Here is a 12,592-nt window from a genome sequence, read left to right as displayed (position 1 = left end):
CCCGGGAGCGACGACTCCCGGGGGCGCGCTCCGCCGCCGTGGCGCGGCGCCGGGGCTCAGCCCAGGCCGGCCTGCCGCTCGGCGGTCTCCACGACGTTGAGCAGCAGCATGGCCCGGGTCATGGGACCGACCCCGCCGGGGTTCGGCGACATCCAGGAGGCCTTCTGCGCGGCGGCCGGGTCGATGTCGCCGGTGAGCTTCTTCTTCCCGGTCGCGGGGTCCTCCACGCGGGAGACCCCCACGTCGAGGAGCACGACCCCGTCCTTGAGCCGGTCGGCGGTGATCATGTGCGGTCGCCCGGCGGCGGCCACGACGACGTCGGCCTGGGCCAGCAGCTCGTCCAGGTCCTGCGTTCCGGTGTGGGCGAGGGTCACCGTGGCGTTGATCTCCTTGCGGGTCAGCAGCAGCCCGATCGGCCGTCCGACGGTCACGCCGCGGCCCACGACGAGCACGTGCCGGCCCGCGAGGTCGACCCCGTTCCGGCGCAGCAGCTCGATCACGCCGTTGGGCGTGCACGGCAGCGGGGAGGTCATCGGCTCGGCGACGTTGAGCACCAGGCGGCCGAGGTTCGTCGGGTGCAGCCCGTCGGCGTCCTTGTCCGGGTCCACGCGCTCGAGGATTGCGTTGGTGTCGATGTGCTCCGGCAGCGGCAGCTGGACGATGTAGCCGGTGCACGCGGGGTCCGCGTTGAGCTCGTCGAGCACGCGCTCGAGCTCCTCCTGGGAGACGTCCGCGGGGAGGTTCCGGCGGATCGAGGCGATGCCGACCTCGGCGCAGTCCTGGTGCTTGCCGCCCACGTAGGAGTGCGAGGCGGGGTCGTCGCCCACGAGCACCGTGCCGAGGCCCGGGGTGATCCCCCGCTCCGCCAGGGCGGCGACGCGCTCGGCGAGCTCGGTCTTGATGGCGGCGGCGGCCGCCCGCCCGTCGAGGACCTGCGCCCCCATGCTCACCACTCCTCGAGGCCGTCGTAGAGCGGGAAGTCCGCGGCCAGCCGGTCCACGCGGGCCCGCAGGGCGGGGATGTCCGCGCCGGGCTTGAGGGCGGTGGCGATGATCTCGGCGACCTCCTCGAACTGCGGGGCGCCGAAGCCGCGGGTGGCCAGCGCGGGGGTGCCGATCCGCAGTCCGGAGGTGACCATCGGCGGGCGCGGGTCCCACGGCACGGCGTTGCGGTTGACGGTGATCCCCGCCTGGTGCAGGAGGTCCTCGGCCTGCTTGCCGTCGAGCTCGGAGTTGCGCAGGTCCACCAGGACCAGGTGCACGTCGGTGCCGCCGGTCAGCACGGACACCCCCGCCCGGGCGACGTCGTCGGCGCCGAGCCGCTCGGCGAGGATCCGGGCGCCCTCGACGGTGCGCTCCTGGCGGGCGCGGAACTCCTCGGTGGCCGCGATCCGGAAGGCCACGGCCTTGCCCGCGATGGCGTGCATGAGGGGGCCGCCCTGCTGGCCCGGGAAGACGGCGGAGTCGATCTTCTTCTTGAGCTCGCCCGTGGTGAGGATCACGCCGGAGCGGGGACCCGCGAGGGTCTTGTGCACGGTGGAGGTCACCACGTGGGCGTGCGGCACGGGATTGGCGTGCAGGCCCGCGGCCACGAGGCCCGCGAAGTGGGCCATGTCCACCCACAGCTTCGCCCCGACCTCGTCGGCGACCGAGCGGAACGCCTCGAAGTCCAGCTCCCGCGAGTACGCGGACCAGCCGGCCACGATGACCTGCGGGCGCTCGGCCAGGGCCTGCTCCCGCACCTTGTCCATGTCGATGGTGTAGGTGTCGGGGTCGACCTCGTAGGCGGCGATCTCGTAGAGCTTGCCGGAGACGTTGAGCTTCATCCCGTGCGTGAGGTGGCCGCCGTGGGCCAGGGAGAGGCCCATCAGCTTGTCGCCGGGGGTCATGAGCGCCTGCATGACCGCGGTGTTGGCCTGGGCGCCGGAGTGCGGCTGGACGTTGGCGTGCTCGGCGCCGAACAGGGACGTGGCCCGGTCCCGGGCGAGGTTCTCGACGACGTCGACGAACTCGCAGCCGCCGTAGTAGCGGCGCCCGGGATAGCCCTCGGCGTACTTGTTCGTGAGCACCGAGCCCTGTGCCTCGAGGACCGCCCGGGGCGCGAAGTTCTCGGAGGCGATCATCTCGAGGGTGCCGCGCTGGCGGCCGAGCTCGTCGGCGATGGCCGCCGCGATCTCCGGATCGACCTCGGCGAGGGGCTGGTTGGTGACGGACGGGGACGTGCTCGTGGACATGCCGCTCCTGAAGTCGGGAACCTGGGTGGACCGTCTACGAGTTTAGGCGATCGCGCAGGACCCGGTCCCGCCCTGCGCGGGCGGCCCGGCCGACGACTCGTTCGAGGGGCCCCTGGCCGCGGGTGCGGTGCCACAGGACCGCGAAGCCGGCGCCCACCAGGACGTGCACGAGGAACCACAGCACGGGCTGCTCCTCGTGCAGCTCGAGGAACAGCGCGAGCAGGTGCGCCGAGTACAGCGTGAGGGTCATGGAGCCGGCCGCGGCCAGGGGCAGCAGCGCGCGCTCGGCGCGGCGGGCCAGGAGCAGGCACAGGCCCAGGACGAGGGCCCCGGTGCCCACCCCGCTCAGCAGGGCGAGCGGGGTGTTCGTGTGCGGCCCGGTCACGGCCAGCCACCACCAGGTGGCGGAGGGCAGGACGGGGTCGGGGCCGAACACCAGGATCTCCCGGACGTCCTCCCGGCCCAGGAACGGGCTCGCGGCGAGCAGCCGGTCGATGCCGCCGAGGGGGTGCAGCAGCAGCCAGGAGGTGAGCGAGGACGCCGCCGCGAGCCCGGCCCCGCCGATGGCCAGGCCGGCCTGCGTGCGGGCGGCCGAGAGGTCCAGCCGCCCGATGGCCAGGCCCGCGAGCAGGTAGACGAGATAGGTGACCCCCGGGTACGAGCCGGTGACGAGCAGCTGGGCGAGGGTGGTGCCCGGCTCGGTGAGCAGCTCCGCGACGCCCGGGTTGTGGACGCCGAACGGGGGCAGCACGGGGCCCAGCGCGTGCACCAGGACGGGGCCGAGCACGGCCAGGCCGGCGGCCCAGGCGAGCAGGGCCCGCACGGACAGGTGCAGGAAGGGCAGGGCGAGCAGGAAGAACACGCCGTAGTAGACCAGGATGTCGTAGGCGGGCGGGTCGGCCGGCGAGAACTGGTTGATGAGCAGCCCCAGCACGGTGATGAGCACGGCGCGCACGAGCAGCCCCGCCCGGTCGGCGGTCATCCGGCGGCCCTCGTGCACGCGGGTCCCGCCCGAGCCGAGGGCCAGCCCCACGCCGGCGAGGAGGGCGAACAGGGCGGCGGCCCGGCCGGAGAACAGGGTCCACTGGACGGTGGCCTCGAAGGTCTCCGGGTCCCAGGACGGCAGGATGTGCACGGAGACCAGGCCGAGCAGGGCGAGGCCGCGGGCCGCGTCGATCCCGACCAGGCGCCGGCGGGCGCGCGGCGCCGCGGACCGATCCGCGGACCGGGCCTCCCCGACCGGGTGGTGGGTGTGCAGCATGGCGGTGGTTCCCCTCTCGCGTGCTCCGGCGGGCTCCCTGCCCGGCGGGTCCGGGCCCAGGGGCCCGGTGCTGCTCCCATCCCACCAGGCGGGGATGTGGCGGCCTTATCGGCTTCCTGTGCCGGGGCTGTGAAGTGCGTCCGTGAACGGTGCGCACCGCCTCCCGGGCCGTCCCGGCGCTAGGCTGAGGACCGTCCGAGGACACCGGCGCCGCCGGCGCGGACCAGGGAGGAGCCCGTCGTGACCGATTCCGTGCACCGGCCCACCGCTGTGGAGCTGCCTCGCCTGCGGCACCCCGACGGGGCACCGGTGCGCGCCCTCGTCGTCGACGACGAGCCGCTGCTGGCCCAGATGGTGTCCATGGGGCTGTCGATGCTGGGCTGGCAGGTGCGCTCGGCGCACGACGGGGACGCCGCGGTGGCCGAGGCCCGCGGCTTCCGGCCCGACGTCCTGGTGCTCGACGTCATGCTCCCGGGGTGCTCGGGGGTGCAGGTGCTCGAGCGCGTCCGCGCCTTCTCCCCCACCGTCCCGGCCCTGTTCCTCACCGCGAAGGACAGCACGGAGGACCGCATCACCGGCCTCGCCGCGGGCGGGGACGACTACGTGACGAAGCCGTTCGACATGGAGGAGCTGCTGCTGCGGCTGCACCGCCTGGTGCAGCGCGCGGGCATCGCCCACCCGGACGCCGCGGAGCTGGTCGTGGGGGACCTCGTGCTCAACGCCGACACCCGGGAGGTGCACCGCGGCGGCGACGAGATCGCCCTGACGGCCACCCAGTTCGACCTGCTGCGCTGCCTCATGGAGAACGCCCGCCGGGTGCTCAGCAAGCCGCAGCTGCTCGAGCAGGTCTGGGGCTACGACTTCGGCGGCCAGACCAACGTCGTGGAGCTCTACATCTCCTACCTGCGCAAGAAGATCGACGCCGGGCGCCCGCCCATGATCCACACCGTGCGCGGCGCCGGCTACGTGCTCAAACCGGCCGAGTGAGCACGGGCGGAACCGGTGCGCGGGTCCGGCGGCGGGGCGCCGGCCGGGCGCTGCAGCTGCGCACGAAGCTGCTGCTGACGGTCCTGGCGCTGCTGACCACCGCGTGCGCCGCGGTGGGCGCCCTGGGTCTCGCGGTGCTCAACGTGTCCCTGGGCGAGCAGCTGGACGGCCGGGTCCGGGACGCGTCCTTCCGCGCGATCGAGTACGGGGTCCGGGCCGCCGCGGGGCCCTCCGAGGAGCTCGAGGCCATGATGGACGTGCCCGCCCAGGGCGCCGGCACGCTCAACGCGCGGATCGTCGACGGCGAGGTGGTGCGCGCCGGGCTCTTCGCGGCCGACGGGACGCGGCAGGAGCTGACCGGGACGGACCGGCAGCGCATCGGGGAGCTCGTGGCGGCGCTCGGCGCCGAGTCCGACGAGGACGGCGGCGAGCAGTGGGGCCCCGTGGACGTGGAGCTGAGCGTGGGCGGCTACCGCGTGCTGGTGGTCGACGACCCGTGGGACTGGGGACTCGTGCTGACCGGCCTGCCGCTGGCCGACAAGGAGGACACCCTGCGCAGCTTCGGGGTGAGCACCGCGGCGATCTCGACCGGCGCCATCGCGGCCACGGGCCTCGTCGGCCTCGTCGTCGTCCGGCGCACCCTGCGCCCCGTGGAGCGCCTCTCCGACGTGGCGACCCGCGTCTCGGAGCTCGACCTCGACCGGGGGGAGGTGACCCTGCCGGTGGAGGCCGTGGCGCCGGCGGCGCACCCGGACACGGAGGTGGGCCGGCTCGGCCACGCCTTCGGTCGGATGCTGGACAACGTCGCCCACGCGCTGACCGCCCGCCAGCGCAGCGAGACGCGCGTGCGCCGGTTCGTGGCCGACGCCAGCCACGAGCTGCGCACCCCGCTGGCCAGCATCCGGGGCTACGCGGAGCTGATCCGGCTCACGGAGCCGATGAGCGCGCAGGGCCGCAGCTCGCTGTCCCGGGTGGAGTCCGAGGCGGTGCGGATGACCGCGCTCGTGGAGGACCTGCTGCTGCTCGCGCGCCTGGACGAGGGCCGGGCGGTGGTCAGCGAGGACGTGGACCTGCTCGAGCTGGTGGTCGAGACCGTCAGCGACCTGCGGGTCACGGCGCCCGGTCACGGCTGGCGCCTCGAGCTGCCCGACGAGCCCGTGCTCGTCCGGGGCGATCCGGCCCAGCTGCGCCAGGTCCTCATCAACCTGCTCGCCAACGCCCACCAGCACACCCCCGCCGGCACCACGGTCACGGCGTCGCTGGCGACCGCGGCCGGCGGCCCGGGGGCCGCCGCCGAGGCCGTGCTCACGGTCGGGGACGACGGCCCCGGCATCGGCGCCGAGTTCCTCGAGCACATCTTCTCCCGCTTCGCCCGGGAGGACCACGCGCGCGCCGGGCGCTCCGGCGGGGCGGGACTGGGGCTCTCCATCGTCGAGGCGATCGTGCGCGCGCACCACGGGCGGATCGAGGTCGGCAGCGTCCCGGGCAGCACGCGGTTCACCGTCCGGCTCCCCCTGGCGGACCGCTGAGCGGACGCGGCTTGCCCCGGGGGGCCCCGAGCCGTTTAATGAGCTGGTCAGGAACCGTCGGCACGGACGGCCGTCCCCGCTCCAGTGCCAAACCGCAACGCCGCGTCCGGGGTCCGTCGCGTGCCGCGTGCTGGGGGTCTCTCCTTGCGGTTCCGAGGGGCCACGGAAGCCGCACCCACTCCCCGGAGGAACTCCCGTGAACGCACTGCCCACCGCCCCGTTCACCGCGTCCCTGCCCCGCATCCAGGGCGCGGACGCTCCTCCGCAGACGGTCGACCAGCTGCGCATCCCCCACGAGGCCGTGATCTTCGACATGGACGGGGTGGTCACCGACACCGCCGCCGTGCACGCGGCGGCCTGGAAGACCCTCTTCGACGCGATCCTGGCCGACGACCGGCTCGAGCCGGCCGAGGCCGGCACCACCGTGGACCGGCGCCCCTTCGACGCCGACGCCGACTACCGCCACTACGTGGACGGCCGGCGCCGCGAGGACGGGATCCGGTCCCTGCTCGCCGCGCGCGGCGCGCGGCTGCCGGAGGGCGACGGGGCGCCGGGGGCGTGGACGGTGCAGGGCCAGTCCGTGCTGAAGAACACCTACTTCCAGGACGCCCTGCAGGTCCAGGGCGTGCGGGTCTTCGAGCGGACCGTGGCGCTCATCGAGCGGCTGCGCGCGGCCGGCGTGCCGGTGGGCCTCGTGACCGCCAGCCGCAACAGCGTCCCCGTGCTCGCGGCGGCCGGGCTGCAGGACTCCTTCGACATCATCGTGGACGGCCACTTCGCCGCCGAGCACGGGCTGCCCGGCAAGCCGGCCCCCGACACGTTCCTCACGTGCGCCAAGATGCTCGGGGTGAACCCGGCCCGGTCCGTGGTGGTGGAGGACGCCGTGTCCGGGGTGCAGGCCGCGGCCGCCGGAGGCTTCGGCATGGTGGTGGGCATCCGCCGCCACGGCGAGCGCAAGGACCTCTACCGCGCCGGTGCCACGATCGTGCTCAACGACGTCGGCGAGCTCGACCTCGGCGCCCGCCGCGAGGACCCCTGGAAGCTGGTGTTCGAGGGCTTCGACCCGGCCACCGAGCCCCGGCGCGAGACCCTGCTGACGCTGGCGAACGGCTACATGGGGGTGCGCGGGTCCGCCTGCGAGTTCCCCGACAACGGGGTGCACTACCCCGGCAACTACCTGGCCGGGATCTTCAACCGGGTGGTCAGCCACCTGAGCGGCCGCGACGTCGAGCACGAGTCGATGGTCAACGCCCCGAACTGGACCCACCTGGACCTGCGCGTCTCCGGCGGCGACTGGTGGTCGGAGGGCGGGCTGCGCCCGTCCGAGGAGCGGATCGAGCTCGACCTGCGCCGCGGGCTGCTCATCCGGTCGCTCGTCCTCACCGACCTCAACGGCGACCGGGGCGAGGACGGGGCCCGCGCCCGGCTGGAGATCGTCCAGCGCCGCCTCGTGTCGCTGCGCTACCGCCACCTGGGGGCGCAGGAGACCACCGTGACGGCCCGGGGGTTCTCCGGGCGGCTGCACCTGCGCACGGGCATCGACCCCAGCGTGCGCAACAACGGGGTCGCGGAGTACAAGGACCTCAACGACCACCACCTCGTGGACCTCGAGTCGACGTCCCTGCCCGACGACCACGAGACCCTGCTGTCCCACGTACGCACCACGCAGTCCAAGATCGAGATCACCACGGCCCAGCGCACCACCATCGAGGGCGGCCAGAACGTCCGGGAGCGCCGCGAGATCCGCCCCGGAGGCACCGAGTTCCGCCGGCACCAGGTCAACATCGCCGACGGCCGCCCGGTGATCATCGACTCGACCACGGCCGTGGTCACGAGCCGCGACGCGGCCATCGGCTCGCCCCGCGAGGGCGCGCTCGCGGAGCTGGACCGCAACCCCAGCGGCGTCCGGGGGCTGCTGCCCTCGCACGAGATCGAGTGGTCCCTGCTGTGGGACCGCTTCGACGTGGACGTGTGCCGGGACCCGGAGGAGTGCACCGGGGAGCTGTCCCTGACCCAGCTGGCCCTGCGCGTGCACCTGTTCCACGTGGCCCAGACCCTGGCGCCGCACATGTCCCTGCGCGACGCCGGCGTCCCGGCCCGCGGACTGCACGGCGAGGGCTACCGGGGGCACATCTTCTGGGACGAGCTCTACATCCTGCCGGTGGTGAACCTGCACCAGCCGCAGGTGACGCGGGCGCTGCTGTCCTACCGGTGGCGCCGGCTGGCCATGGCCAAGCACCGGGCCACCGAGTTCGGGCTCGAGGGCGCGGCCTTCCCGTGGCAGTCCGGTTCGGACGGCCGGGAGGAGACCCCGCCGGAGCTGTTCAACCACCACTCCAACCGGTGGCTGCCGGACAACTCGTGGCGGCAGTTCCACGTGGGCCTCGCGATCGCCTACAACGCCTGGATCTACTACGAGACCACCGGTGACCTGGACTGGCTGGCGGGCCAGGGCTCGGAGCTGATCATCGGGATCACCCGCCTGTTCGCGTCCCTCACCGACTACGACCCCGCGGACGGCCGCTACCACATCGCCGGCGTCATGGGCCCGGACGAGTACCACGACGGCCCGCGCGGCCAGCACGGCGGCGGCCTCAAGGACAACGCCTACACGAACGTGCTCGCGGCGTGGCTGTTCCGGCACAGCGCCCACATCTTCCACGACATGGTGGAGCACCAGCGCGAGGAGCTCTCCGCCCGCTTCGACCTCTCGGCCGAGGAGGTGGGCACCTGGCAGCAGATGGCCGAGCGGATGTTCGTGCCGTTCAACTCGGACGGCACCATCAGCCAGTTCCACGGCTACGACGACCTCGACGAGCTGGACTGGGAGTACTACCGCACGAAGTACCGCAACATCGGCCGCCTCGACCTCCTGCTGGAGAACGAGGGGGACATGACCAACAACTACAAGCTGGCCAAGCAGGCCGACACCATCATGCTGGTCTACCTCTTCGGCCCCGACGGCCTGGTCGAGGAGCTCGGCCGGATGGGCTACGACGTGGACCACGCCGCGATCGAGCGCACCGTCGACTTCTACATCGCCCGCTCCTCGCACGGCTCGTCCCTGTCCCGGGTGGTCAACGCCTCGGTGCTCGCCTGGCTGAACCCCGACCGCTCCTGGTCCTCGTTCCAGGACTCCCTGCTGGTCGACCTCGACGACACGCAGGGCGGGACCACGGGCGAGGGCATCCACCTCGGCGCCATGGCCGGCTCCGTGGACGTCGTGACCCGCGCCTACGCCGGGCTGCGCGTGCGCGGCGGCTGGCTCGAGTTCGACCCGGCCCTGCCGAGCCAGCTGCAGACGGTCTCGTTCACCGTGCTGTACCGGGGCCAGGTGATCCGGGTGTGCATCGACCACCACGTCCTGGAGCTCGAGGGCTCCTCCCGCAAGGCGGACGACGTCACGATCCACGTGCACGGCGCGGAGTACGTGCTCAAGGGCGGGCAGACGATCCGCGTGGCCATCCAGCACGGGCACCAGCACGCCCTCCAGCCGGCGGCCGTCACGCGGCAGGGCGTCTGAGCCGCGGACCCCGCCGATAGGCTGGGCCCATGGCACACTCCACGACGCCCGGCCCGGTCCTCCCGCACGGCGGGCACGAGCCCCGGATCCACCCCACCGCCTTCGTGGCCTCCACCGCGGCGGTCGTGGGCGACGTCGAGCTCGGCGCAGAGTCCGGGGTCTTCTACGGTGCCGTGGTGCGCGGGGACCGCTCCCCCGTCCGGCTGGGCGCGCGGTCCAACCTGCAGGACAACGTGGTGGTCCACTCCGACCCCGGCCACCCCTGCACGATCGGCGCGGACGTGAGCGTCGGCCACGGCGCGGTGGTGCACGGGTGCACCGTGGAGGACGAGGTCCTCGTCGGGATGAACGCCACCGTCCTCAACGGCGCCGTGATCGGCACCGGCTCGCTGGTGGCCGCGGGTGCGGTCGTCCTCGAGGGCACCGTGGTGCCGCCGCGGTCCCTGGTGGCCGGGGTGCCGGCCACGGTCCGGCGCGAGCTCACGGACGAGGAGCAGGAGAAGGTCCGCGCCAGCGCGCGGACCTACGTGCAGCTCTCGGCCGAGCACCGCGGCCCCGGCGCCTGATCCGCGCCCCGTGGCCGGTCACTGGGCGGCGAGGGTGCGCGCGTAGTCCAGGTACGCGCCGTGGTCGAAGCCCGGCAGCAGGCAGGACTGCACCACCCAGCCCTGCAGCACCGAGAGGATGGCCTGGGCGAACATCCCGGCCCACTCGTGGGCGGCGTCGGCCCCGAGCCCCAGCTCCTCGACCGCCCACCGCCCGTAGCGCTCCTCGACCCGGTCGCGCACGCGCGCCAGGTGCTCCCCCGCCGGCTCGGCCAGCCCGGGGTCGGTCACGGCCGCGCCCCAGGTGATGAGCAGCAGACGGGTGGTGGCGGGGTCCGCGGCGAGCCGCTCCAGCAGTCCCACGACCCACTCGGCCGGGTCGGTGCCGGGCACGTCCGCCGCGGCCTCGAGGACCCGGTCCAGGGCCGCCCGGGCGGACGCCGCCACGAGCTCCTGCTTGCTCGGGAAGTGGTTGTACAGCGCGCCCGCGGACAGCCCGGTGGCGGCGATGATGCGGTGCATCGACGCCCCCTCGTAGCCGTGCTCGAGGAAGCACGCGCTCGCGGCGGACACGATCGCGCGGCGGCGCTCGTCCTTGTACTGCTGGCTCACCCGGGGCACGGCTCCAGCCTACGCGACGAACGGTCGTTCGATCGGATCCGCCGCGGGCGGACGACGCGGGCGTGGCAGAATGCGCCCATGCCTGCCCCGACCCTCAGCCCCTTCGTCGACGCCGCCCTCGACGCCGCCCACCTCGACCACCCCCGCACCGCCACCGGCCGCACCCTCGGGTGGGGCGTGGTCAGCACCGCCGACATCGCGGAGAAGGTGGTGCCGGACATCGCGGCGCTGCCCGACGCCCGGCTCGTGGCCGTGAGCTCACGGGACCAGGCCCGCGCCGAGGACTTCGCCCGCCGGCACGGGGTGGCCCGGGCCTACGGCGGCACGGCCGCCGGCACGGGCCTGGACCGGCTCGCGGCGGACCCCGAGGTGGAGATCGTCTACGTGGCCACCCCGCACGGCTACCACCACCGGGACGTCTCCGTGCTGCTGCGCGCCGGCAAGCACGTGGTCTGCGAGAAGGCCCTCGCCATGACCGCGGCCGAGGTCCAGGACCTGCTGCGCCTGGCGCGCGAGCACGGCGTCTTCCTCATGGAGGCCGTCTGGACCCGCATGACCCCCGGCTTCCGCACCGCGATGCGCTGGATCCGGGAGGGCCGGCTCGGCCGGGTGCGCTCGGTCGAGGGGTCCATCGGCATGCACCGGGTCCTCGACCCGACCCACCGGCTGTTCCGCCGGGCCGACGGCGGCGGGGTGCTGCTGGACATGATGGTCTATCCCCTGACGTGGACCTCGGCGGTGCTGGGGGCCCCGGAGCGCTGGAGCGCCCGCGCGGAGCTCGGCGCCACGGACGTGGACGTGGACACGGCCCTGACCCTGGAGTTCGGGCACGGCCGGGCCCACGTCAGCGGAACCCTCTCCGCCACGGTCCCCCACCAGGTGACCGTCAGCGGGACGGACGGCTGGCTGCGCGTGGACGGCCGGATCAACTGCCCGACCACCCTGGTGCTGCAGAGCGCCGACGGCGCCCGCGCCGGCGCCGCCCCGCACGTGGAGCACGTGGACGTGGCCGGGGCCGGGTACGTCTTCGAGATGCGCGAGGCCACGCGCTGCGTGCAGCAGGGCCTGCTCGAGTCCCCCGTGGTGCCCTGGGCCGACTCGCTCGAGCTCGCGGAGCTCTTCGACCGGGTGCGGGAGCAGATCGGCGTGCGCTATCCCCACGACCTCCGCTGACGGACGGTTCGCCCTGGGCGATGCGGGCACGGACCCGTTGAACAGCGGTACGAGCGGCACTATCATGGTCAACAGTTGAGTTGGTCTGACTCAACTAAATGTCGAAGACATTGCTCATATGGTTGAGGAGATGATTGACGTGGCCACGATGTTCACCCCGTTCAACGATTTCGACCGACTCGCCGCCTCGCTGTTCGCCCGGCAGGGCCTGCGCGAGATGCCGATGGACCTGTACCGGGACGGCGACCAGTACATCCTGCGGGCGGACCTGCCCGGCATCGACCCCGGCAGCGTCGACGTCGACGTCGACGGCCAGCTGCTGACCATCCGGGCGGAACGGGAGCTGCCCGAGGTGCAGGACGTGCAGTGGATCACCCGGGAGCGGCAGAGCTCGTCGTTCGTGCGGCAGCTCAACCTGGGCCAGGGCATCGACATCCAGAACATTGCCGCGAACTACGACAACGGCGTGCTCACGGTGACGATCCCCGTCACGGCGCAGGCGAAGCCGCGCAAGATCCAGGTGGTGTCCGGCCAGGGCGAGCAGCAGGCGCTGGGCGAGGGTCAGGACGGGTCCGGCGACCGCGTGATCGGCGAGGGCGAGCTCGTCAACGGCTCGGAGGCCACCCAGTCCACCGAGGGCTGAGCCGGCCTCCCCGGCAGCGGTCGCGCTCCGGACGGTCCCGCCACGGCCACGGGCCCGTTCCCCGCGGGGAACGGGCC

Annotated in this window: 10 protein-coding genes; 6 read left to right on the top strand and 4 right to left on the bottom strand. The window is 73.7% G+C overall.

The genetic code is table 11. The features are described from left to right. Positions 1–56 precede the first annotated feature (56 nt). From ACFU0Y_RS13290 to ACFU0Y_RS13280, 3 genes are read right to left on the bottom strand one after another with little or no spacing between them, the layout of a single operon-like run. Positions 57–944 carry a bifunctional methylenetetrahydrofolate dehydrogenase/methenyltetrahydrofolate cyclohydrolase gene (locus ACFU0Y_RS13290; protein WP_380215004.1) on the bottom strand — a complete coding sequence of 296 codons (888 nt, stop codon included), beginning with the start codon at positions 942–944 and terminating at the stop codon, positions 57–59. Positions 945–946: 2 nt separating this feature from the next. After that, the gene (gene glyA / locus ACFU0Y_RS13285; protein WP_380215003.1) at positions 947–2,233 is read right to left on the bottom strand and encodes a serine hydroxymethyltransferase; all 1,287 of its coding nucleotides are present in this window, start codon (positions 2,231–2,233) and stop codon (positions 947–949) included. Between the two features lie 34 nt (positions 2,234–2,267). Then, complete coding sequence (locus tag ACFU0Y_RS13280; RefSeq protein WP_380215002.1) at positions 2,268–3,494, bottom strand: heparan-alpha-glucosaminide N-acetyltransferase domain-containing protein; 1,227 nt, start codon at positions 3,492–3,494, stop codon at positions 2,268–2,270. 240 nt (positions 3,495–3,734) lie between these two features. On the opposite strand from ACFU0Y_RS13280, the gene ACFU0Y_RS13275 reads away from it, so the two are divergent. From ACFU0Y_RS13275 to ACFU0Y_RS13260, 4 genes are all read left to right on the top strand, one after another. Next, on the top strand, positions 3,735–4,481 hold the full coding sequence (locus ACFU0Y_RS13275; RefSeq protein WP_380215001.1) for a response regulator transcription factor: 747 nt from the start codon (positions 3,735–3,737) through the stop codon (positions 4,479–4,481). Beyond that, positions 4,478–6,010 carry an ATP-binding protein gene (locus ACFU0Y_RS13270; RefSeq protein WP_380215000.1) on the top strand — a complete coding sequence of 511 codons (1,533 nt, stop codon included), beginning with the start codon at positions 4,478–4,480 and terminating at the stop codon, positions 6,008–6,010. Before ACFU0Y_RS13275 ends, ACFU0Y_RS13270 begins: the two co-directional genes overlap by 4 nt. A gap of 196 nt (positions 6,011–6,206) precedes the next feature. Next, positions 6,207–9,533 (top strand): beta-phosphoglucomutase family hydrolase, encoded by a 3,327-nt coding sequence (locus tag ACFU0Y_RS13265; RefSeq protein WP_380214999.1) that lies wholly within the window; start codon positions 6,207–6,209, stop codon positions 9,531–9,533. A gap of 29 nt (positions 9,534–9,562) precedes the next feature. Beyond that, entirely contained in the window at positions 9,563–10,099 is a 537-nt protein-coding gene (locus tag ACFU0Y_RS13260) for a gamma carbonic anhydrase family protein (RefSeq protein ID WP_380214998.1), read from the top strand. A gap of 18 nt (positions 10,100–10,117) precedes the next feature. Here the strand turns inward: ACFU0Y_RS13260 and ACFU0Y_RS13255 are convergent, their stop codons facing one another. Beyond that, a complete protein-coding gene (locus ACFU0Y_RS13255; RefSeq protein WP_380214997.1) occupies positions 10,118–10,699 on the bottom strand; it encodes a TetR/AcrR family transcriptional regulator in 582 nt (193 codons plus the stop codon). A gap of 78 nt (positions 10,700–10,777) precedes the next feature. Between ACFU0Y_RS13255 and ACFU0Y_RS13250 the strand changes: the two genes are divergently transcribed. After that, positions 10,778–11,872 (top strand): Gfo/Idh/MocA family protein, encoded by a 1,095-nt coding sequence (locus ACFU0Y_RS13250; RefSeq protein ID WP_380214996.1) that lies wholly within the window; start codon positions 10,778–10,780, stop codon positions 11,870–11,872. A gap of 130 nt (positions 11,873–12,002) precedes the next feature. Continuing rightward, positions 12,003–12,515 (top strand): Hsp20/alpha crystallin family protein, encoded by a 513-nt coding sequence (locus ACFU0Y_RS13245; RefSeq protein ID WP_380214995.1) that lies wholly within the window; start codon positions 12,003–12,005, stop codon positions 12,513–12,515. Positions 12,516–12,592 lie beyond the last annotated feature (77 nt).

The organism is Kocuria sp. NPDC057446 (genome assembly GCF_042802875.1).
GTDB lineage: Bacteria > Actinomycetota > Actinomycetes > Actinomycetales > Micrococcaceae > Kocuria.
This window is presented reverse-complemented; position numbering and strand designations above follow the sequence as displayed.

Excerpts from the sequence above, each read along its gene's own strand:
- ACFU0Y_RS13290 (WP_380215004.1), bottom strand. The coding sequence starts at position 944 with ATGGGGGCGCAGGTCCTCGACGGGCGGGCGGCCGCCGCCGCCATCAAG.
- glyA (WP_380215003.1), bottom strand. The coding sequence starts at position 2,233 with ATGTCCACGAGCACGTCCCCGTCCGTCACCAACCAGCCCCTCGCCGAG.
- ACFU0Y_RS13280 (WP_380215002.1), bottom strand. The coding sequence starts at position 3,494 with ATGCTGCACACCCACCACCCGGTCGGGGAGGCCCGGTCCGCGGATCGG.
- ACFU0Y_RS13260 (WP_380214998.1), top strand. The coding sequence starts at position 9,563 with ATGGCACACTCCACGACGCCCGGCCCGGTCCTCCCGCACGGCGGGCAC.
- ACFU0Y_RS13250 (WP_380214996.1), top strand. The coding sequence starts at position 10,778 with ATGCCTGCCCCGACCCTCAGCCCCTTCGTCGACGCCGCCCTCGACGCC.
- ACFU0Y_RS13245 (WP_380214995.1), top strand. The coding sequence starts at position 12,003 with ATGATTGACGTGGCCACGATGTTCACCCCGTTCAACGATTTCGACCGA.